Genomic DNA, 23,129 nt, shown 5'->3' with positions numbered 1-23,129 from the left:
CGATTTTTTGAATATATCGAACGCAACTTGAAATATATCGGCGATTTTTAAAATATATCGCACGCAACTCAATTTATATCAGCGATTTTTCGAATATATCGACTTACCGACAAAAACTGACAATATAAAAAGGGGTTGTTCCAAATTGGAACAACCCCCTTCTCCTTAAACGAATAGCTCTTCTAAAATTTTCAGTTTATCTTCTGTATATTTCACGAAGCCATCGTTATATGATTTTGGATCTTTCGGATTTGCAAAGTGTGTAATTGCTCCTGTTTGTGGGTGAACAAATTTACTTGATGCACCGCAACCAAGTCCGATAATCGATTGTACTTCTTCCATAATAACAATATTATAGATACTTTCTTGCGTCGGCATTGCATACCCAACGTTTTCTAAGTTACCTAAAATATTTTTTTGACGATATAAATAGTATGGCACGTAATTGTGGTTCTTCGTCCACTCTTCCGCCTCATGCATCATCGCAGTAATTTCTTCGCGACCTGCCACTTTATATTTACGTTTGTTTTGCGTCATTTCAGAAGCACGTTTAAATGATAACGTATGAACTGTTAACGATTCTGGCATTAACTTTTCTGTTTCATCTAACGTATGCTTAAAGATGTCTAATCCTTCACCAGGAAGACCAATAATTAAATCCATATTAATATTGTTCATTCCCATTTCACGTGCTAAATGATACTTCTCAATTGTTTCTTCTACAGTGTGATGACGTCCAATTGCCTTTAGTGTTTCTTGATGGTATGACTGCGGATTAATACTAATACGGTCAATGTTCCATTTATTTAACACTTCTAGCTTTGCTGGTGTGATCGTATCTGGGCGACCTGCCTCAACTGTTACTTCACGTACATCTTTCACATCTGGGAACGCTTGGTACATTTCTTCATAAAGCATATCCATCTCTTCTGCTGTAATACTCGTCGGTGTACCACCGCCGTAATAAATCGTCGTAACTGTAACACCTTTTTCTTTCAAAAACTTACCAATCTCACGAACTTCATAATGTAACCCGCCTAAGAACGAATCAACTGATCCTTGGCGTCCGTTAATTGCATAAGCCGGGAACGTACAGTACGCACATTTTGTAGGACAAAACGGAATACCGATGTAAATACTTACTTCTTCTTTCAAACGGTATAAATCTGGAATAACCGCTAATTGGCAATCAACGATACGCTGAAGAAGCTCAATTTTTTCTTCATGAATTAAATAACTTTCACGAAGTTCTTTATGCGCTTCTTCTTTTGACATACCATTTTGAAGCAGTTTGTGAAGAAGTTTCGTTGGGCGTACCCCAGTTAATATTCCCCAGCTCTGTTCAAGTCCAGTTAGCTGTTGAAGTACAGAAAGATATACGTAAGAAACAACATGTTTCACTTGCTTCATACGTTCTTTTTCTTCTGTGAAAGCAGATAAATCTTTAGAGAATGTTTCTTCATATACATTTCCAGTCGCAACATCTGTTAAACGAGCCGATGCTGTCACATTACCTTCTATCTGTATATCAACGATAAGATTTGCTTCTTCTTGCTCAAACCCTATCTTGCTCTCTTCAAAAAATAAACCGCCAATATTTTGTAGCGGACGTAAAAAACGATCATCTTGTAACGTTTTAATTGAAATTAACAACATTATCACCTTTTCATTTGCAAACTCTCTTTAGTTTACTTGAAGGGCGTTTGCAGGTCAATACAGAAGGTTTTACCTTATTTCTATATCCTATTTAAAACATACTGAATATTGATTTTTCACGAATACCCTCTAGTTGTATAGAAATTGTAATATGCCCTTGTTACAATCTAAAACGTATTAGTACTTACTACTAGTTTAAATACATATAAAGGAAGAGACTTTTACATATTCACTTCCTTTCGAACCATTTAAAGAAGAACACAAAATATAGCCACAAGCACTCACTCCTACTGAACAGTCTGGAAATTGGTTTAAAATTCAATTAAACGAAACATCAAAATGGATTTACGCATACGGAATTGTAAAAGGTAACGAGCGAAACGAGTTTGTACCAAAAGGCACAGCAACACGTGGTGAAGCTGCGGCATTTTTAAATAGAATGCTGAAAGTAATCGAAGCATAAAAAAAGAAAAGAAACGTAGCGAAAATGCTACGTTTCTTTTTTCATCGTTTCGGTGTATGTTTATGATTCTTTAAAAAAGGAAGCGGGAATTGCTTACGAAAATGCTCTTTAATCATATACTCTACGCCGTTCTCAGTATTAGAACGTGTAATCCAGTCTGCGGCTTGCTTTAATTCTACAGGAGCGTTCCCCATTGCTACCCCAAGGCCAACATTTTCAATTACCTCTAAGTCTTCTGTGCTGTCTCCAATCGCAACCATCTCACTAAGGTTAATATTTAAATGCTCCCCAAGTACTTGTAAACCACGTAGTTTTGATACATTTTGAGGGAGAATTTCTATACGCCTCGCATCACACTCGACGTACTCTACATCTTGAAATGCCTTTCTTAACGTATTCATCCCTCTTTCTTTTTCACCTTTCGTATGGAAGACAATATCAATTTTTGGTGCAGCTACTGGGTTATCACGCAGGGCATCCCCTAGCGAATCTACAAATTGAACCGGATAAAATAACGGATCTGCGCTTGATAATACAGTACGCGCAATTAAGTTTGGTGTATTTCTCTCACGATTCCCAATTGAATATCTTTCATGAGAAATGCGAACATTACAATCAAAATGCTCTAACACTTGCACAATATTAAAGGTTTTCTCTTCAGATAATCTCCTTTGAGCGAACGGCTTATCTAACGTTGCTGAAATGAAAGCTCCACCGTGTGTAACTAATATTGAATCTAATTTTAACGCCTTCGCTATTTTATGAGCAGATTGAAAATTACGATTCGTAAATAATGTAACGTATACATCTTTTCTTTTCACAAAGTCAATTGTCTCCCGTAACCCTTTAGCAATTTTTCCGTTGTTGTATAGTAGTGTCCCATCTATATTAAGAGCTAGTAAGCGATAAATCATGTCGCACTCCCCCTCTTCGCTGTTGTACTCTATCCATAATTTATGAAATAAATGTAGTAAATAGAACGAGTTAGAATTACTACTGAAAATTTGGTTTACTATATACATATACAACTGGCAAAGGAGATAGTACAATGCAGGCACCACCTTCTTTTTATGAAGGCGATACGTTAGAGGTCGCAAAAAAGTTACTTGGACATAAACTCGTTCATATTGTAGACGGCATAAAGCGAAGCGGAATTATTGTAGAGGTAGAAGCATACAAAGGTCCAGATGATAAGGCCGCACATAGTTACGGCGGCAGACGGACTGATCGAACAGAAGTAATGTTCGGCGCACCAGGACATGCTTACGTATATTTAATTTACGGTATGTATCATTGCTTTAACGTAATTACAGCACCAATCGGCACCCCGCAAGGAGTTCTTATTCGTGCTCTTGAACCTGTAGATGGCATCGAAGACATGAAACTAGCGCGCTACAACAAAACTGACATTACGAAGGCTCAGTATAAAAACTTAACAAATGGACCCGGAAAACTATGCCGCTCACTCGGAATCACTTTAGAAGAGCGCGGCGTATCACTTCAAAGTGATGCGTTACATATTGAATTAGTTCCTGAAGAAGGCCATTTATCATCCACACATAACATACTAGCTGGTCCTCGTATTAATATTGATTATGCAGACGAAGCCGTTCACTATCCATGGCGGTTTTATTATGAAAAGCATCCGTGTGTTTCAAAGTAAAGGAGCTATCCTATAATGTTTCACTGACTTTGAACTGCCCCATCCTGTATATTTGCAAGTGACCAAACCAACAAAAATACGAAGGTGATTTCTTATTTCATCACACATCGAAAAGCCGAAATCCGGGCTCGGATTTCGGTTTTGTATATATAGAAGGAACCATTTCCTCTCCAAAATTCCCAAATACAGTTCACCTCCGAAGAGGAACCTAAAAAAACATTAATTTTCTTATGAATTTTTTAATGCATTATAATTATCTAAATTGAATTTCGTCATAATGAAAGTTCCTGTTGGCGTTAAAAGCTGAGAAATAGATTGTATGACATGAGGTAATTGCGCTGGCTCAATAGGATGTGATAATAGAATGTACTGGAATTTTTCATCTTTAAATACCTCGTGTAACTTGTCATACTCGCTAGAAGTTGTAGGACCTACCCTATTTGCAAGAGTTGCCGCTTTTTCATTAACTTCTGCACCGAATGTGGAAACTGCCGGGTAACGCCTTTTCATTTCTAATAAAGTTGCACCACATCCAGCTCCTATATGAAGAATATTTACTTGATCAGGCGCAAATCGATCTACAATTGCTAGTAAATCATAATGAATGTATAAACTTTCACCATAAAATCCCCATTTTTCATACAATTTTATATTATTTGCATGTAAAACTATGGAAAAGTTAACACTGTCTTCTCTCCACGATACGCTTCCATAGTGATGAATAAATGTATCTTTACATAAATACAATTTATATCCCTTTTCAAAAATTCTTAACGACAAATCATCATCTTCATAATTCCCTGGTGTAAATCGTTCATCTAATACTCCAACTTCATCTAACACTGATTTTTTTATAAGCATACAAAATCCTATTAATTTCATACGTTCTTCCCATTTATTTTTATCACTTTGATTATATAAAGTTGCAAAATTCTGCATCCCTTGAATATCCTTATAAAAGGTTTGTATAGCAGTATAGTAAGCAGCATTATTAGTGACGGGTCCTACAGCTCCAGTATCTTCGTTTTCATACAAACACCGAATTAAGTTTCTTAACCAATTTTTAGTTACGACCACATCATTATTTAATAATAGAATATTATCACCTTTTGCCTTTTTAATTCCCTGGTTGCATCCCTTTGGAAAACCCATATTTTCTGCATTTTCCACTAGTATAATATCCGATTGTTTTTGTAACCATTCTACAGTACCATCTGTTGATGCATTGTCCACAACTATTAACTCATACTCTTGTTCCACTGTATAAGTTCTAATACTTTGGATGCATTCTTTTGTGTATTGTAATTGATTATGAGTTAATATAATTATACTTGTGAGCATGAATCAGACTCCTCTCAGCAACCGAAATAATTATCTAGTATTATTAAATACTATTTTTTAAATAAACCATCAAAATATTTTCTATTATATTCAATACTCGGATTATTAGGTATGAACTGTGCAGCTTGTTCGTTGTGATAAATTGCCTGTTCATATTCTTTTATTCGATCATAACAAATACATAGTTGAATATGCGGCAACCATGTATGACACTCTTCCCGGACAAATGGAGAATCTTTTGATCGCGGTCCGTCAATTGCTGCATGGTACCAATATATTGCTTTGGCATATTCACTTTGTTGCAAAAATACACGTCCTAAGTGGCAACAAAGTTCTCCTCTAGGTGTGTCATACATAAATGATTGTAAACAAGAATGGATAGATTTTTTTAAGTCCCCCAATTCAAAATAACATTCGGCTCTTTTTAAACAAGCTTGAATATTATCTTCAACCCAACCCTTTTCTTCATCTAAAAACCTTGAATACCAATTAACAGCCTTATCATATAATCCGTGATCCTTACATTCATTTGCATAATAGTACACATCGCGGGGGCTAAACTCTTTTCCACTCTCAAGATGTTTTTCATATATTTTCAAATTACGATTAGTATATGCTTTTTCTTTTTTATGACTTACCCCTACATCACTATTTATAAGATTTCCATACACCTCTAAATATTCATGAACAAATCCATACCATTGAAAATTTTTACTTCTGTTGACTAATCGATATCTCCTTAAAGAATGTGTTGGATTTCCTTCTATATCAAAAGTTAAATAATATTTCATAGATACTGCATCCGTACTACGATCTAACGTACGTTTTAACTGTAGCAATTTCTTTCCATCATCCGTACCTATTATGTCATCTGCGTCTAGCCAAAGAATATATTCTTTTGTAGCTTTAGAAAATGCAAAATTTCGTGCCGCTGAAAAATCTTCAATCCACTGAAAATCATAAACTTTCGCATCGTACTTCTTCACAATCTCTTTTGTAGCATCTGTTGAACCTGTATCTACAATAATAATTTCATCCACAACACTTTTGACCGATTCTAAGCATTTTGATATAGTCTGTTCTTCATCTTTTACAATCATGCATAAACTAATAGTAATTGAGTTTCCCATCATATCCCCCCTACCCTTTTGATGTATATGTTTGGAGAGAAATTTATATTTCTTTTGCTTCAAAATTGGGGTTTCATTTTACAAATTAAACAAACTCACACAAGTTGATAACTTGTTCAAGACAGGTTTTTCTTTCCCAAAGCGCTTTAATAAACTTAATGGTAGAAAACAAAAAAGACGCCCCTATACCAGGGCGTCTTCCACTATTAAGCTTGTTGTTGCGCGCTATATAATTCTTCAAGTGGCTGCATGATGATTTTGTTAACGTCAGTGATAACGATGTTTAAACGTTGCTCAGTTTCCATTAACTTTGTGATTTTAGCATCTTGTTGAATGCGAGCTACAACTTCTTGTGCTTTTTGGTTGTCTTCTTCAGTGATTTCTTGACCTTGCATCATTTTTTGTTGTAGGCCAAGTTGCATCGTGCGGAACTCTTCGAATAAGTTCTTTGACTCTGCATCTCCTTGTACTGCTGAGTAGCTTGCTTTTAATGTTTGGAAATCTTCGTTTTCAGCGATTGCTTTTTGTAATTCATATGCAACATCATGAATGTTTTTTGTCATTTTATTTTTCCTCCTTTAGAAGGCTAGCGCTTTTCGCTCGCACTGCCTTTTAAGTGCATTTACATCCGCACCTCTTCTTACCATATCAAACTATGCAAGAGATGTGAAGAATTTTCACTTTTATTTCTATGTCCCCATATTTATTACTTAAGGAACAAGAGTAGCAATCCTTGAATAAATCCAATTGTTCCTCCTAGTAACGCCCCTAAATATGTAATCATTTTTAACTCATTTTTTGTAATGGACAATACGAGGTCTTCTAGTCTCTCTGTTGAAAATGTAGATACTTCTTGCTGGACAATTTCCGCAAGCTGTAGATTGTTTAGTATGCTCGCTACATTTTCTGTTCCCCACTTCAAGCCTTTCTCTACTGCGCTAGGAAGCACTTTTTCAACGATTGTTTCTCGAACTGGTTCACATACTTTCTGCACAGATTGGTTTAAAAATTTACTCACCGTTTCCTCTACTTTAACAGCTGACAATATGGATTTCACAATCATTTCTTTCTCTACAAACGTTTCTAATTCTTGTACGCCTCTTCCTTTTAACTTTTCCCATTCTTTTTGCAGTACATCAGTTAACAGCCACTCTGTTCCATCTTGTCCTAAAAACTTAATCACTTCCGGCTGCACACGATCCACTAAACTTACATTCCCTAAAAACATACCAACTAAATTAAGCATCGTCCCGCGAGAAGCGAAAAAGTCATCAATCATTTTTGAAAGGCGTGCCTTTCCTTCTTCACTTTCAAAAAAGCGAATTCCTCTTTTCAAAATAAAAGATGCTACATTCGGAATCGTATTCTCTATTTTTTCATGAACAGAATGAGGTAAAGCCTGTTCCCATGTATATGTATAGTACTCTGCTAAAAATGCATGAATTTTTTCTGTAATAACATGTTCAATTTTTTGAATCGCCTCTTCTTCTACATGTTCTAAATCCCATTTTTCTAACATATCCCGTAACGACTGTTCATTCGTAATTACTTTATCAACTTCCACTTGTGCCCAGCGAATTAAACTGGCTTGAAACTCTTCATTTGTTAATTTCTTTCCGATTCCTTCTGGTGTTAACAAATGTTCTACAACCATTTTCCCTAATTGAACAGCAAGCTCATCCCGACGCTTCGGAATTAACCCTGGCGTAAATGGAACTTGAAACTTCCCAATATAAATAGGACGATGAGGACGGAATAACATTTTTATTGCTAAATGATTCGTGTACCCTCCAATAATCGCCCCGAGTCCTGTCGTTGTTAGCATATTCAACCATATATTCATCATAATCAACCTTTCACTTCTCCAAAACTATAGCATATCATCATACGGACAAAAGTATAATGGTATAAAAATGTATTTGCAATATATAGCTTCGCCTATTATGCAAACATCCTGTTAATAAAGGAGGGGTTTCGTTGGTTCTTGGTCTTTTAACTTCTAAATTTCATCACGAGCAAATGTATTACACCGAAATCGCTAAGCGAGCTCGTCTTTATCATAACGTCGTTGCCCAATTCACACCGTTTAGCATTGATTCAAAGACAGATCTTGTTTCTGGTCTTATTTACGATACAGATACAGGAAATTGGATAGATCAAACCTTTCCCATTCCTTCATATATATATGATCGCTGTCATTTCAAGGAGGATAAAGCATTCCAACAAGCAAAATCGATTATTCATTCATTACGCAAACGTTCCTCGACTACTTTTTTAAATAACACTCTTATTAATCCAAGTGATTTACACAATCTTTTTCTTACTAATAAACGTCTTTCTCCTTACATTCCAAAAATAAAAAAAGGAACGGTCCAAGGAATTTTCAAATTACTACTAGAAACAAGAGATATTGTTATACGTCCTATCAATATACACTCTAATGAAAATTTATATCGAGTCACTTACAAACATAAAACATTTCATATCGATACAATAAATGAAAAGCATTGTACTTCTACTAAGTTCAAACGGACAGATGAATTTATATCATGGTGCAAATCGAACGTACACTCATCCCATTATATGATCCATCCAATGTTACAACCTCCAAATCAACTATCATATCCAATTCATATTCGGACTATTATGCAAAAAAACAAAGAACAGAATTGGGAAGTACTTGGTCAATTCATACAAAAGTCTTCATTCCCAGCGCAATTTTTACTTTCAGTAACAGAGCGGTCCATGTTACATCCATTTTCCAAAATTAAATATTTGCTTTCTTCAACTGGTGTTCAATTATTGAAAGATGCTTTACATGATGTTGTAAATGAAGTGTTTAAAACACTCGATCAGTCCTATTCGTCATTATTTGAATTAGAGCTTTCTACCATTATGGATCAAAAAGGTGCCATTTGGCTTATGTACGTCAATACGATGCCGTCTTACGAAGTTTATACTAGGTACAACGACGAACTCGCTGAACAAATTTTTCATGGTCCATTAAAGTTTAGCCGATTTACACCATAACGAAAGGAGGAAATCCCCGTTGAAAGAGCACATATATACATTAAGTATTTCAGATGAGAATCCAAATAGTATTACTTTACCTTACGTTTTTTCTATTACACCACCAATTACATCCCTTTCCTTTGGCTTACGTTATATTACATGTGAGAGTATTAAAATTCATTATTCATTCACTCGAGAAATCATTATTGGAGAACAAATTGCAGCTAAACTTTTACTACCGCATTCAGCAACAATCCATGCCTTCATACAAAATCAAACCATTGTTTTCGGTCCATTAATCGGGATTTTCACAACTGGCTTTAACGATGATTCTAATTCTCCTTTAGGGAATCGTTCCATCTCTCTCGGCGAGTTACTAACACCACCATTCACATTGCAGCCATTTGTATTTGTCTTTGGCATTCAACATATAAACTGGGAAGAGGAAACAATTGAAGGGTACTTCTTTCAAGAAAGCAAATGGGTAAAAAACAAAGTCCCTTTACCAAATGTCATTTACGACCGTTTACCAAATCGGCAAGCAGAAAATTACAAACCTATCGTAAGAGCAAAAAAACGATTAGAAAGCGACTATGCGATTCCATGGTTTAATCCAGGATTTTTCAACAAATGGGAAGTTCATCAACTTTTAATAAAAGAAGATTCGATTAAACCATTCTTACCAAAAACAGAGGCATTTCAGCATTTTGAACAAGTAGAACGACTTCTCGGTACGTATAAGTACATTTATATGAAACCAATACACGGTAGCTTCGGAAGAAATATTCATCAAATACTCTATTCTCAAACTGATAATTGCTACTATTGTCGTTATCGTGAAAATGAACAAAATAAACTAAGAAAGTATCAATCATTAGAAGCACTTCTTAACCATGTGTTAAAAGGACATGATTTAAAAAAGTTTATCGTACAACAAGGTATCTCACTGCTCCGCTTCGAAGGGCAACCCGTCGATTTTCGCATTCATACAAATAAAAATCATTTTGGTAATTGGGTCGTCAGTGCAATCGTCGCAAAAATCGCCGGCAAAGGTAGCTTAACAACTCATGTAAATAGCGGTGGTGATACGAAATTACTTCAGGAACTGTTTCCTGATTCAACAAAGCAAGTTCAAATTGAAAATAAACTAAAACAAACAGCCTTACAAATCAGTTATGCACTCGACCAACAAGTAACCGGGAACATTGGAGAAATTGGTTTTGACATTGGTTTAGACACCACGGAAAATCCGTGGCTATTTGAAGCAAATTCTAAACCGGGGCGAACTGTATTCCAAGATGAAAAGTTAAAAGAACAAAGTGAACTTACGCGTCAATTATTTTATGAATATGCCATCTATTTAACTGAACATTCTTTGTGCGGTCCGAAAGAAAAAACATCTCAAATCCAATCGAATACTGCACCTAACACCGGAAATATTCCGTCCCCTATGATTAACTCACAAATACAAATACAAAAACTTCCACCTCACTCATAAGGTGGAAGTTTTCTATTTATACAAACTTCACTACAACTTCCGTTTCCACATTACATACTCCGCAATAAAAAATATGATTGCAGTACTCATTTGAATTATTATGTGTTAAACCGTCTACCGCACTTAATAATTCCTGATCCATATATGCACTGTAATCATCTATGTAATCTACAGCTTTCCCATAATCTTGGAGTATTCCTTGGCAATTTTGACAAGAATATGTTTGTGATTCTAGCGCGTTGCAAAGCGGGCAAATTCCCATCGTTATTCCTCCGTACATTGTCGTTTAAAAAGCCTCTTTTTTTAGATTGAAGAGAGCATCTAGCCGTGCGTAGGAGCGGTTAGTTCCTTTTCCTGCCCCATCCCGGGTTAAAACAGAAATACGCAGTTGATACCATTTTCATTTTTGTTTCTCTAATCTGTTTAATAATATCAAGCTGAAAAAACGTCTAGCCTTGCATAGGAGCGGTTAGTTCCTTTTTCTGCCCCATACCGGGCTAAAACAAAACTATACAGTTGCTACCGATTTAGTTTTCATTTTACTAAGCTGGAATTTTTCTCACTTTAACAAATCATAAGTTAAGTAAGCCAAGCTGGTTATACAATGAAAAAACGCATATGATTTCGCTCTTAGTTTAGCCTTCTTTCTTAAAAATACAACGATTACTCTTATTTCATAATTTACGAAATGATGAAATGTTTTTTACAAAATTTACAAATTATTATTTTGTATATCTTTCTAGGTAACATCCATACTATGAGTACAAACTTAATTACCGATGGATTAGCGCCAACGGGGCGATAATCTGGTTCAACTCCAGCTAGTCCAACCAAAAAAACTTTTATAACTCTAAGGAGGATATATTCCTATGGCAAACCAAAGTTCTTACAATCAATTAGTAGTACCAGGTGCAACAGCAGCAATCGATCAAATGAAGTACGAAATCGCTCAAGAATTTGGTGTACAATTAGGAGCAGATTCTACGGCTCGCGCTAATGGTTCTGTTGGTGGAGAAATTACAAAACGTTTAGTTGCAATGGCTGAGCAAAGCCTTGGCGGATTCCAAAAATAAATATATATGGCAAAAAGGTCTCAGGGCATATGCCCTGAGACCTTCCTTAATTTACTGCAACATTTGTAAAAACTTCTTCGTTCGTTCTTCTTTTGGATTTGTAAATACATCTTCCGGTGTACCTTGTTCGACAACGACACCGCCATCCATGAAAATAACACGGTTCGCAATTTGATGAGCAAAGCGCATTTCATGCGTTACAATGACCATCGTCATTCCTTCTTTAGCAAGTTCTTTCATAACCTTTAAAACTTCTTGAACTAGTTCAGGATCAAGAGCTGACGTTGGCTCATCAAATAGTAATACTTCCGGCTCCATCGCAAGCGCACGAGCGATCCCGACGCGCTGTTGTTGTCCGCCTGATAATTGGAACGGATATAAATCCACTTTATCCGCAAGACCAACTTTTTCAAGGAAGTAGTTCGCTTTTTTCTTCGCTTCTTCTTTCCCCATCTTTTTCACTGTAACGAGCCCTTCCATTACATTGTGAATTGCTGTTAAATGCGGGAATAGATTATGGTGCTGGAATACCATACCTGTTTGCGTACGAAGATTTACAATATCTTTCTTCGATACTTTTTTAGAGAAATCGAGCTCTTTATTACCGATGCGAATGCTACCAGCGTTCGGCGTTTCTAGCACATTGAGGCAACGCAAGAATGTCGTTTTACCAGATCCAGATGGCCCAATAATAACAACAACTTCGCCCTTCTCAACTGATAAGTCTATATGTTTTAGTACGGTATTATCTCCGAAACTTTTTTGTAAATGTTGAATTGAAATCATAAAAACAAAAACTCCTTTTATGAAAGGGTTATTTTAGAGTATAACGTTCTGAACGTTTTTCTAATATTTGTTGCACGATAGATAATAAGAAGCAAATTACCCAATAAATTAGACCTGCTTCGAAATAAACAATTAAAAACTCATAGTTCATTGCCGCGATTTCCTGCGCTTTTCGGAACATTTCTGTTACTAAAATTAACGACGCTAATGACGTATCCTTCAATAAGCTAATAAATGTATTCGAAAGCGGCGGAATAGATACACGCGTTGCTTGCGGTAAAATAACACGTTTTAATGCTTGCGGATATGTCATCCCAATTGTATAAGCTGCTTCCCACTGTCCTTTCGGAATAGAAAGAATAGAAGCACGAATAATTTCAGATGCATATGCACCGACATTTAATGAAAAACCAACAATTGCTGCTGTATATGGCTCAACCTCAATATTAAGAGTTGGAAGACCATAGAAAATAATAAATAACTGTACAAGAAGTGGCGTTCCGCGAATGATAGATACATAGATACGAGCAATCCATTGTAAAATACGACTACCTGAAATACGCGCGAGCGCTGTTAACGTCGCAAGTATAATACCGATAATAAATGTAATAAGCGTTAACGGAATTGTCGTAAAGACAGCTTCCTTCAGCATAGGCGAGAAGGAAGTCTGCATAATATCTATCCATGTAGACAATCGATCTGAGACCACTGCACTACTTAGAAACATTTTCACCGAACCATTTTTTCGTTATTTTATCGTACGTACCATCTTTTTTCATATCTTCTAACGCTTTATTTACTTCTTGTACAAGCTTGTCGCTACCTTTGCGGAATAGAAAACCACTTTGTGATGCTTCTTTTTCTGTATCTACAATTTTAATTTTTGCATCTTTTTTCGTTTCTAAATAGTTTAATACTGATAATTTATCATTGATTGTGAAATCAACGCGGCCAGAACTTAATAATTCTGCAGCTTGGCTAAATCCTTCTACACCCTCGATGTTCGCACCGTTTTTCTTAGCGATATCTGCGTAGTTACTCGTTAAAGATTGTGCTCCTTTTAATCCTTTTACATCAGCAAATGTAGCAGGCTTGTCTTTATCTTTTGCGATAACTAATGCTGCTGAAGAAGAAATATATGGACTAGAGAAGTCATATTTCTTTTGGCGCTCTTCACGAATACCAACTTCGTTCGCAACCATATCGAAACGTTTTGCATCTACTCCTGCAAGTAAACTATCCCATTGTGTTTCTTTAAATACAGGTTTTACACCTAAACGTTTTGCAACTTCTTCTGCTAATTCAACGTCAAATCCAGTTAATTTATCCTTTGAATCGTGGAACGTAAATGGTGGATATGTACCTTCTGTACCAATTACAAGCTCACCGCTTTGTTTTATCTTCTGTAACGCATCTTGACTAGCTGTATCTTTTTTCTCTTCTTTGCCGCAACCCGCTACAATCCCAATCGCTAATGTAGTTACTGCAAGCACTGAAAATAATTTTTTCATGATAGTAGTCCTCCAAGTATTCTGATAGGAATTTAAAAACTATATTGATTGTATGCAATTTCGAACAATTTTTCAATAAAAATGTTCTTATTTAGTTTATCCTTTTTCTTCATAATCAAACAAAACGGAAAAATACTGCTACATACAAAAAATAAGTAACATTTTTTAATATAGCATTTATAAAGAAAAAGGTAAAACAATACTTACTTATTTATAAGTTTTTCTGCCGGTGAAATATATTAACTTCTGAGCGGACAATCCAATCAAAAAAGAACTTGCGAAAATCGCAAGTTCTTCTAAAAATTAAGCGCTCTGGTTTCCTTCCATTTGCGTTTTATACATATCGTAATAGCGCCCACGCTTTTTCATTAATTCATCATGCGATCCTTTTTCCAAAATCGTTCCTCTATCAAGCACAATAATTTGATCAGCGCTCTTAATTGTTGACAGGCGATGAGCGATAATAAACGTCGTTCGTCCTTTCTTCACAACTTCTAGCGCTTGTTGAATCATCGCTTCTGTTTCAGTATCAATGCTGGAAGTCGCTTCATCTAAAATTAAAATCGCCGGATCAAAAGCAAGTGCCCTAGCAAACGATATAAGCTGACGTTCTCCGGTTGAAAGTGTACTTCCTTTCTCCGTAATTTTTTCATCTATGTTGTTTGCAAACCTTTCAGCACCAACATCACGTAATGCCTTTACAATGCGATCTTTTGAAATTTTTTCATTTTCTAAGCTTACATTGGATGCCACTGTCCCGCTAAATAAAAACGGATCTTGCAATACAATTCCCATATGTTCACGTGTTGCTTGTTTCGGCATCTCTGTTACATCGTGACCATCAATCGTAAGCTTCCCTTTTTGAAATTCATAAAACTGAAAGAGCACATTCATAATGGAACTTTTTCCTGATCCAGTATGGCCGACAAGTGCCACTGTCTCCCCTTGTTTCGCTTCAAAAGAAATATTTTTTAACACTTCATCTTTTCCATTGTAAGAAAACGAAACATTATCGAATTTCACATTTCCGGTTAAGCGAGGCATACGTTCTTCTTCTACTGCCTCTCCTTTTTCCTCTAGCAATTCGAAGACACGCTCTGATGCAACACGCGATTGCTCTAAGTTAGCAAGTTGGTTCACCATATTCGTAATTGGCGAGAATAATCTCGTTAAATAATCGACGAAAGCATATAGTATCCCGAGTGAAACGATGCCCGAAGCGCTTAATGAAGCACCACCGAAATACCAAATTACACCTGTAAAAGCGATGTTTCTTAATACAGACACTAAATTATGCGAAGTTGCTGCATTTAAATTTAAAATTTTATTTTGATATTTAAAATAATCACCATTGAGTTCTTCAAATTCCTTCTTCGTTTCATGTTCTTGACGAAATGCTTGAATAATTGGCATCCCTTGAATCGATTCATTCACTGTTCCGTTAATATCCGATAAACGCGAACGCATTTTATGATTGTATACAGACGCATACTTTCTATACATAATCGCCCAAACAATTAAAATTGGGATGATAAGTAAGCATAGTGCCGCCAGTTTTACATCAAGTAAAAATAGTGCAGCGAAAATCCCGATAATATAGATGATACTAGAGACGAATGTCGCAAGCACTGTTACATATAAATCACGAATCGCTTCTGTATCATTCGTTACACGCGATACAATTTTCCCTGCTGGTAAATGATCGAAATAACGAATTGGCAACGTTTGAATATGGGAAAAGACGTCTTCCCTCATAATTTGAATAATTTTGTTTGCCGCCTTCTGTAAGAAGAACTGCTTTCCGTATGCAAATAATGATACGACTACTAGTAAAGCGAAATAACCACCGCCAAGTAATAGTAAACGATTTATTTCCGGTTTATAAAACGCAAATACTTCTTCTTTCGTTAAGGCTTTCGTTTTATACACTTGCACAGCCTTACCACTTTGTACTGTAAGCACATCACCCTTAACAGAACGACTTCCTTCAAGCGTTATTTTATTCGGCACAAAATAGTACTGAAAACCAACTTGAATCACTCGGACTTCTTTCCCTTTTTTCTCACCTTCTTCAAAGCGATCACTTCGCTTATACAAGGCGCCATTATATGAAACAGCATCCTCACTCTTTTCTGTTTCATACCAAGGTCTCTCTATTCCAACGATATGCTCATCAATCATCGTTTTTGCGACGAAAGGACCCGCGAGTTCTGCAATGACGAAAACAAATAGCATCGCCATCGCTGCAAAGATCGGCCCCTTCACTTTCATTGCATATTGAAACAATCGTTTTGAAACACTCATATTTTCACCCCACTATCCGCACTTTCACTTTCACCTTGTTGTCTATCGAACTGCTCTGCATACCAGCCCCCATTTCGAATGAGCGCTTCATGCGAACCTTCTTCAATAACTTCACCGTTATCCATAACGAGAATCCAATCCGCGTGCTGCACAGCTGACAAGCGATGCGTCGTTATAATCGTCGTCTTCCCGCTTCTTTCTGTTCGTATGTTTTCAATAATTGCCGCTTCCGTACGAGCATCAACAGCTGATAAAGAATCGTCCAAAATTAAAATTTCCGGATTTTGAATAACAGCCCTCGCAATCGAAATCCTTTGCTTTTGCCCACCTGATAAAGAAACACCTTTTTCCCCAACGAGCGTTTCTAAACCTTCTGGTAAAAACTCTAAATCCTTTTTAAACGCAGCTATTTCAATCGCTTTTTCAAGTTCTTCTTCAGTCGCTTCTCTGTTTCCGAATAAAATATTTTCCTTCGCTGTTTTTGAAAATAAAATGTGTTCCTGAGGTACGTACCCAATCCAGCCAAGTACGTTATCATTCGGAATTTTATCTAGCTTCACATCAGAAACTGCAATATCCCCTTCTCCAAGTGGATATTGACGAAGAAGCTGACGTACAAGCGTCGTTTTCCCGCTTCCTGTTTTCCCAACAACTCCAAGTGTCTCTCCTTGTTTTAATGAGAACGAAACATTTTTTAAATTTGTTTCAATTGATGAAGGATATGAAAAAGTAACGTTATCAAATTGAATGTAATCTGGCTCTTGTACAAGCTTTGGATCTTTCGGATTCTTTACATCCGGTTCATAAGCTAACGTTTCATTTACACGATCGAGCGAAGCATTTCCTCTTTGCATAACATTAATCAATTCACCAATTGCAAACATCGGCCAAATCATCATCCCTAAATAGACGTTAAAAGAAACGAGCTCACCGAGTGTCACCTTTGATTGGAATACGAGATATGCACCGTACACTAAACCAATTAAATAACTAAGACCGACGAGCATTTTCACAGTCGGCTGGAATAATGCATCGATTCTTGCTACTCTCATATTTTTCTCGTATACGTCATCTCCTAAATGATGGAACCTTTCTTGATCAGCATTCTCCTGTACGTATGCACGAATCACGCGTACACCCGCAATTGATTCCAGCACTTTATCGTTCATATCTCCGAACGCATCTTGTGCGACAGTAAATCTTTCATGCAATTTCTTTCCGTATCTATTCATCGCATACGCCATAATCGGAAGCGGTATAAGCGCAGCAAATGTTAACTGCCAACTAATTGAAAAGCCCATCATACAAACGATTGTAAGCATATATAGACTAGAATCAACGAGCGTTAATATACCAAAACCTGCTGTCATGGAAATTGCTTTTAAATCATTTGTCGCTCTCGCCATTAAATCGCCAGTACGATTTTTTTGATAAAACGTCGGTGTCATCTTAAGTAAATGCCCCATAAATTTTGAACGCATCGTTTTCTCAAGTACGAACGCACCTCCAAATAGTTGGTGCTGCCAAATGAAAGTAAGCACATACCCACCAATCGTTACCCCAAGTAAAATAAAAATATATTGCATAATCGCCTCGTTCGTTAAGGCTCCCGTTTTAATATTATCAATTGTAATTCCTAACACTTTCGGAGGAATTACCTCTACCACGTTTACAATTAAAAGTACCCCAATTGCGATACTATACCTTTTCCAATGCTCCCTAAAAAACCAGCTTAACTTTAGTAATACTGAAAACAATATAACCTCTCCTTTCTCGTTCTCATTTGATTCACATTTCTTTATCCGCTATCCAAATCCATCACATTCACATTTTGAAAACCACAGTATTTCATCACATTTTTCCACCTTCCAAATTCTGATTTTTTATAGTAACGAGGAAAATAAACAAAAAAAAGCATACCGCCGCTTGACGATATGCAATAGAATGCATAAAAGCGTACGTTACGATATACGCAACGTACGCTTCTCATAAGACAAAAAGGTCCTATATATCCGCACGGGTTGCGTAATGATATGAATGTTTTCCGCCATTTAACAGAGCTAAGCCCATTACATTTACGATTACAATCATTACGCACACCCCCTTCATTTATTTTCCATTTATAATCTTACAACTTTATTGAGTATTCTGTCAATTATTTTTTTCGCTTTAGAATAAAATAATCTTTTATCACAAAAAATGAAAGTGATGCATTCTACTTATAATTCAGTTTGAAATAAGAGAATCTTCTGTAAGAAAGGGCATACAAAATAAAAAAATAATAAGAAATCGTTTTCACAAACATTTCATTTGAAAAATATTATCAAACCACCTACAATCACCTTATACTCACTCTTACAAGTTGCTATTTTAGGAGGACTAATCATGACAACTAGCAATACGTACAAATTTTATTTAAACGGAGAATGGAGAGAAAGCTCTTCTGGTCAAACAATCGACATTCCATCTCCATACTTACACGAAGTAATTGGGCAAGTACAAGCAATTACTCAAGGAGAAGTGGATGAAGCAATTGCATCTGCAAAAGAAGCTCAAAAATCATGGGCTGAAGCTTCTCTACAAGATCGAGCAAAATATTTATATAAATGGGCTGATGAGCTCGTAAATATGCAAGATGAAATTGCCGATATCATTATGAAAGAAGTCGGTAAAGGATATAAAGATGCGAAAAAAGAAGTTGTTCGTACAGCTGACTTCATTCGTTACACTATTGAAGAAGCTCTTCATATGCACGGAGAAAGCATGATGGGCGATAGCTTCCCTGGCGGAACGAAATCTAAACTTGCGATTATCCAACGCGCACCACTTGGTGTTGTATTAGCAATCGCACCATTTAACTACCCAGTAAACTTATCTGCTGCAAAACTTGCACCAGCACTTATTATGGGTAACGCTGTTATCTTCAAACCAGCAACTCAAGGTGCAATTAGCGGTGTTAAAATGGTTGAAGCACTTCATAAAGCTGGCCTTCCAAAAGGTCTTGTAAACGTAGCTACAGGACGCGGTTCTGTAATTGGTGACTACTTAGTAGAACATCCTGGCATCAATATGGTATCGTTCACAGGTGGTACAAACACAGGTAAACATTTAGCGAAAAAAGCTGCAATGATTCCACTTGTATTAGAACTTGGTGGTAAAGACCCTGGTATCGTTCGTGAAGATGCTGACTTACAAGATGCTGCAAATCATATCGTAAGCGGTGCATTCTCTTACTCTGGTCAACGTTGTACAGCTATTAAACGTGTACTTGTACACGAAAATGTAGCAGACGAGCTTGTTGGCTTATTAAAAGAGCAAGTAGCTAAATTATCAGTTGGATCTCCAGAACAAGACAGCACAATCGTCCCATTAATCGACGACAAATCTGCTGACTTCGTTCAAGGTTTAGTTGATGATGCTGTAGAAAAGGGTGCAACAATCGTTATCGGTAACAAACGTGAGCGCAACTTAATTTACCCAACATTAATCGACCACGTAACAGAAGAAATGAAAGTTGCTTGGGAAGAGCCATTCGGCCCAATCCTTCCAATCATCCGTGTTTCTTCTGACGAACAAGCGATTGAAATTGCTAACAAATCAGACTTCGGCCTACAAGCAAGTGTCTTCACAAAAGACATTAACAAAGCGTTTGCAATTGCTAACAAAATCGAAACTGGTTCTGTTCAAATTAACGGACGCACAGAGCGCGGCCCTGACCACTTCCCATTCATCGGTATAAAAGGTTCAGGTATGGGCGCACAAGGTATTCATAAGAGCCTTGAATCTATGACACGTGAAAAAGTAACTGTATTAAACTTAGTTTAATCTTATATGTGGAAGCTGATCTAGTTTTAGATCAGCTTCTTTTTATACAATTTAGTTCACGAGTTGTTTTTCCATAGGTAAATTCACACATTCTACAGAAATTTGATACCCTAGCCAACGCTCAGCAATATGTTCAAACGATAAAACAGAGCCTGTTGTAAAAAATCGATGCTTCGGATTAAGATTGTCAGACAAAATTCCTTTGTGCTGTAAAATGGTACTTAACTCTATCGCTGTTTCTTCTGCAGAGCTAATAATTGTCACAGCCTCTCCTAACTCCTTTTTTATATAGGACTCTAAAAGTGGATAATGCGTACACCCAAGAATTAACGTATCTATATCTTCTTTCGTTAATGGCAGTAAAGCTTGTTTCACTTGCTGCGTTACATATGCTGTATCTTCTAAGTGATTTTCTACAACTGTAGCTAAAGTCGGACACGCATGACTATGCACTTCCAAATATGTATCAAGCTCGTGTAATGCTTTTTCGTACATGTTAGATTTTATCGTACCTACAGTTCCAATTACCCCTATTTTTCCTTTCTTTGTCACTTTAATTGCAGCTCTTGCTCCCGGATGTATAACGCCAATAACTGGAATGGAAAGTGCTTCTTGCAAATCAGTCAATGCAGCAGCTGCACCAGTATTACATGCTACCACTAGAGCTTTTAATGGAAACTGTTTGAGGAACTCAACCATTTCAAATATGAAAGATTGTACCTCCTCTACACTTCTTGGCCCATACGGACAACGCTCATTATCACCAATATAGTAAATGTTTAGGCAATTGACGCATAATCTCACTAGCAACTGTTAATCCCCCGACCCCTGAATCTAGTACACCTATTACGGAATTTTTATTACATACAGACATATACTTCATCCCCTTCTCAATCTTCTAGCGCTAATAACATGTATTATATTACGAAAATTCAAATATTGTATAACAATCCCTCTCACTTTTAATCACAAACTCTTCTCTATAATCTGATTATTACCATATCCATTGACGTATAAAAATACATTTGTTACTCTTAAATACGTTAATTTAATATTTAAATCCTCATTCGTATCTCGGTGAGGTAGAGGTTGCAATCATTAAAAGTATCATTTCAGGAGATGTAGTGGCATTGATGAAGGAATGAGAAAGGAATGGTTGCCGAAGTAAGTCGTGTCCACCATGCACGCTTGCTGGGTCTGCATTTAATAAGTGCAGAACTGTCACAAACGTTTCGTTTGTGGAGAGCTATCGAGAGGTATGTCGTGGGTTTCTTATAAGATAGAAAGCATGTAGCGGCAAATTACGTGCTTTTTTTGTTTTGTTTGGGACTTCTCTTCCTTACTTAGGAAGACATACATATCTCCTCGCTTGACTTGGTTATACTAACTTTGGAGGTATTTTCTATGCAACAAAAAAAATGGGGCTTTTGGGTACTAACAGCTTTCGTTGTCGGTAACATGGTTGGCGCTGGTATTTTCATGGTGCCAAGTACGTTGGCACAAACAGCTAGCCCTCTCGGTGTCACTTTAGCTTGGTTAACAACAGGGTTTGGTGTTTTAATGCTAGCTCTTGTTTTCGGTAATTTAGCAATTCGTCGTCCTGATTTAACGACAGGACCACAAAGTCATGCATATGCTTTATTCTCATCACCAAAAAAGAAAAAAATGGCTGGTTTCAGCATAGTATGGGGATATTGGGTTGCAAACTGGGCAAGTAACGTTGCCATCATTACATCTTTCGCGGGATATTTATCGCTCTTCTTCCCGATTATGAAAGATACACGACTATTGTTTTCAATCGGCTCTTTCAATATAGAAGTTGGAAAACTACTTACATTTACTATTTGTTCTGTTTTACTATGGGGCACTCATTTAATTTTAACAAACGGTGTAAGCGGAGCTGGGAAACTTAACTTCTTAGCAACAACAACGAAAGTGACTGGATTCCTTCTATTCATCATTGTTACGTTATTTGCGTTCGAAGCTTCAAAATTCGGACAATGGTACACACCAATGATCGATAAAGAAGGCGTATCACACGGTCTCCTTTCACAAGTAAATTTAGCTGCTCTTACAACACTTTGGGCATTTATCGGGATTGAATCAGCCGTTCTTTTATCAAACCGAGCTACTTCTCCCAAAACGGTAAAACGTGCAACAGTTGCCGGTTTACTAATAACAGTTGCAATTTACTTAGGAATTACAATTTTAACAATGGGTGTACTTCACGTTGATAAATTACAAGCTTCTGAACGTCCATTAGCAGATGCATTAAACGCTGCAATGGGTCACGGCGGCGGGAAACTTATGGCATTACTTGCTCTTACTTCCCTATTCGGTTCCATATTAGGCTGGATTTTATTAAGCTCAGAAGTGCCTTATCAAGCAGCAAAAGAAGGTTTCTTCCCTTCCTTCTTCGCAAAAACAAATAAAAAAGGAAGTCCAATTCATTCACTACGATTAACAAACATTATGTCGCAAGTGTTCTTATTCTCAACATTATCAGGAACAATTGCGGAAGCTTATACATTCGTTATTACAGTATCAACTTTAGCCTACCTCATTCCATATCTCGTTTCACCAATCTTCCAGTTAAAGCTAGTCGCAACTGGTGAAACATACAAAAATGAAATGCGGGCAAGAATTACAGATGGCATAGTCGCAGCGATCGCACTTTGCTATGCACTATGGGTTATTAAAACAGGCGCATCCGATATAAAAACATTCCTTCTCGGGATTGGTTTATTCGTAATTGGCTTTGCCTTCTATCCATTAATGAATCGTGATCAGAAAAAAAATAACGAAAAGAAAAACGAGCAAGTTGCATAACGCAATTTGCTCGTTTTTTGCTTAATAAAACATATATA

18 protein-coding genes, 2 pseudogenes and 1 riboswitch are annotated in these 23,129 nt (G+C 36.7%); of the genes and pseudogenes, 7 read left to right on the top strand and 13 right to left on the bottom strand.

Annotated features, from left to right (window positions below; all coding sequences use genetic code 11):
- Positions 1–165: 165 nt before the first annotated feature.
- Positions 166–1,656 (bottom strand): coproporphyrinogen III oxidase, encoded by a 1,491-nt coding sequence (locus tag MHB76_RS04345; RefSeq protein WP_078174003.1) that lies wholly within the window; start codon positions 1,654–1,656, stop codon positions 166–168.
- A gap of 343 nt (positions 1,657–1,999) precedes the next feature.
- On the opposite strand from MHB76_RS04345, the pseudogene MHB76_RS26260 reads away from it, so the two are divergent.
- Positions 2,000–2,119: pseudogene (locus tag MHB76_RS26260) on the top strand (S-layer homology domain-containing protein); the annotation flags it as partial.
- Positions 2,120–2,160: 41 nt separating this feature from the next.
- On the opposite strand, the gene MHB76_RS04335 reads toward MHB76_RS26260, so the two are convergent.
- The gene (locus tag MHB76_RS04335) at positions 2,161–3,033 is read right to left on the bottom strand and encodes a Cof-type HAD-IIB family hydrolase (protein WP_078174004.1); all 873 of its coding nucleotides are present in this window, start codon (positions 3,031–3,033) and stop codon (positions 2,161–2,163) included.
- Between the two features lie 134 nt (positions 3,034–3,167).
- Between MHB76_RS04335 and MHB76_RS04330 the strand changes: the two genes are divergently transcribed.
- Complete coding sequence (locus MHB76_RS04330) at positions 3,168–3,782, top strand: DNA-3-methyladenine glycosylase (RefSeq protein ID WP_078174005.1); 615 nt, start codon at positions 3,168–3,170, stop codon at positions 3,780–3,782.
- Between the two features lie 228 nt (positions 3,783–4,010).
- Here the strand turns inward: MHB76_RS04330 and MHB76_RS04325 are convergent, their stop codons facing one another.
- From MHB76_RS04325 to MHB76_RS04310, 4 genes are all read right to left on the bottom strand, one after another.
- Positions 4,011–5,123, bottom strand: a complete 1,113-nt coding sequence (locus MHB76_RS04325) for a glycosyltransferase (protein ID WP_078174007.1) — start codon at positions 5,121–5,123, stop codon at positions 4,011–4,013.
- Positions 5,124–5,173: 50 nt separating this feature from the next.
- Positions 5,174–6,253, bottom strand: coding sequence for a tetratricopeptide repeat-containing glycosyltransferase family 2 protein (locus tag MHB76_RS04320; RefSeq protein ID WP_078174008.1), 1,080 nt, complete (start codon positions 6,251–6,253; stop codon positions 5,174–5,176).
- 206 nt (positions 6,254–6,459) lie between these two features.
- Positions 6,460–6,816, bottom strand: coding sequence for a YlbF/YmcA family competence regulator (locus MHB76_RS04315; RefSeq protein WP_078174009.1), 357 nt, complete (start codon positions 6,814–6,816; stop codon positions 6,460–6,462).
- Between the two features lie 143 nt (positions 6,817–6,959).
- The gene (locus tag MHB76_RS04310) at positions 6,960–8,105 is read right to left on the bottom strand and encodes a DUF445 domain-containing protein (RefSeq protein WP_078174010.1); all 1,146 of its coding nucleotides are present in this window, start codon (positions 8,103–8,105) and stop codon (positions 6,960–6,962) included.
- A 125-nt stretch (positions 8,106–8,230) separates the two neighbouring features.
- Here MHB76_RS04310 and MHB76_RS04305 point away from each other — a divergent pair, with 125 nt between their 5' ends.
- Both MHB76_RS04305 and MHB76_RS04300 read left to right on the top strand, forming a co-directional pair.
- A complete protein-coding gene (locus tag MHB76_RS04305; protein WP_078174011.1) occupies positions 8,231–9,283 on the top strand; it encodes a YheC/YheD family protein in 1,053 nt (350 codons plus the stop codon).
- A 19-nt stretch (positions 9,284–9,302) separates the two neighbouring features.
- A complete protein-coding gene (locus MHB76_RS04300; RefSeq protein WP_078174012.1) occupies positions 9,303–10,763 on the top strand; it encodes a YheC/YheD family endospore coat-associated protein in 1,461 nt (486 codons plus the stop codon).
- A 16-nt stretch (positions 10,764–10,779) separates the two neighbouring features.
- On the opposite strand, the gene MHB76_RS04295 is transcribed toward MHB76_RS04300, so the two are convergent.
- Positions 10,780–11,025: a hypothetical protein gene (locus tag MHB76_RS04295; protein WP_002159132.1), complete on the bottom strand. Its 246-nt coding sequence runs from the start codon at positions 11,023–11,025 to the stop codon at positions 10,780–10,782.
- Positions 11,026–11,632: 607 nt separating this feature from the next.
- On the opposite strand from MHB76_RS04295, the gene sasP reads away from it, so the two are divergent.
- Positions 11,633–11,836, top strand: coding sequence for a small acid-soluble spore protein, SasP family (gene sasP, locus MHB76_RS04290; RefSeq protein WP_000013349.1), 204 nt, complete (start codon positions 11,633–11,635; stop codon positions 11,834–11,836).
- 51 nt (positions 11,837–11,887) lie between these two features.
- Here sasP and MHB76_RS04285 read toward each other — a convergent pair whose 3' ends face one another.
- From MHB76_RS04285 to MHB76_RS04265, 5 genes are all read right to left on the bottom strand, one after another.
- Positions 11,888–12,622 carry an amino acid ABC transporter ATP-binding protein gene (locus tag MHB76_RS04285; protein ID WP_002159133.1) on the bottom strand — a complete coding sequence of 245 codons (735 nt, stop codon included), beginning with the start codon at positions 12,620–12,622 and terminating at the stop codon, positions 11,888–11,890.
- Between the two features lie 28 nt (positions 12,623–12,650).
- Complete coding sequence (locus tag MHB76_RS04280; RefSeq protein WP_002114865.1) at positions 12,651–13,349, bottom strand: amino acid ABC transporter permease; 699 nt, start codon at positions 13,347–13,349, stop codon at positions 12,651–12,653.
- The gene (locus MHB76_RS04275; RefSeq protein WP_340985749.1) at positions 13,336–14,133 is read right to left on the bottom strand and encodes an amino acid ABC transporter substrate-binding protein; all 798 of its coding nucleotides are present in this window, start codon (positions 14,131–14,133) and stop codon (positions 13,336–13,338) included. The genes MHB76_RS04280 and MHB76_RS04275 overlap by 14 nt, the downstream gene beginning before the upstream one ends.
- A 303-nt stretch (positions 14,134–14,436) precedes the next feature.
- Entirely contained in the window at positions 14,437–16,437 is a 2,001-nt protein-coding gene (locus MHB76_RS04270) for an ABC transporter ATP-binding protein (protein ID WP_078174013.1), read from the bottom strand.
- Entirely contained in the window at positions 16,434–18,194 is a 1,761-nt protein-coding gene (locus MHB76_RS04265; protein ID WP_078174014.1) for an ABC transporter ATP-binding protein, read from the bottom strand. Before MHB76_RS04265 ends, MHB76_RS04270 begins: the two co-directional genes overlap by 4 nt.
- Before the next feature lie 628 nt (positions 18,195–18,822).
- On the opposite strand from MHB76_RS04265, the gene gapN reads away from it, so the two are divergent.
- Complete coding sequence (gene gapN, locus MHB76_RS04260; RefSeq protein WP_002159137.1) at positions 18,823–20,262, top strand: NADP-dependent glyceraldehyde-3-phosphate dehydrogenase; 1,440 nt, start codon at positions 18,823–18,825, stop codon at positions 20,260–20,262.
- Between the two features lie 51 nt (positions 20,263–20,313).
- On the opposite strand, the pseudogene racE reads toward gapN, so the two are convergent.
- A pseudogene (racE, locus tag MHB76_RS04255) lies at positions 20,314–21,136 on the bottom strand (glutamate racemase).
- 201 nt (positions 21,137–21,337) lie between these two features.
- A riboswitch (Lysine riboswitch) is annotated at positions 21,338–21,519 on the top strand.
- A gap of 147 nt (positions 21,520–21,666) precedes the next feature.
- On the opposite strand from racE, the gene MHB76_RS04250 reads away from it, so the two are divergent.
- Complete coding sequence (locus tag MHB76_RS04250; RefSeq protein ID WP_002114879.1) at positions 21,667–23,091, top strand: amino acid permease; 1,425 nt, start codon at positions 21,667–21,669, stop codon at positions 23,089–23,091.
- The last annotated feature ends 38 nt before the right edge of the window (positions 23,092–23,129 follow it).

Origin of the sequence: Bacillus sp. FSL M7-1345 (genome assembly GCF_038006985.1) — a bacterium.
In the GTDB taxonomy this organism is placed as follows: Bacteria; Bacillota; Bacilli; order Bacillales; family Bacillaceae_G; genus Bacillus_A; species Bacillus_A cereus_U.
This window is presented reverse-complemented; position numbering and strand designations above follow the sequence as displayed.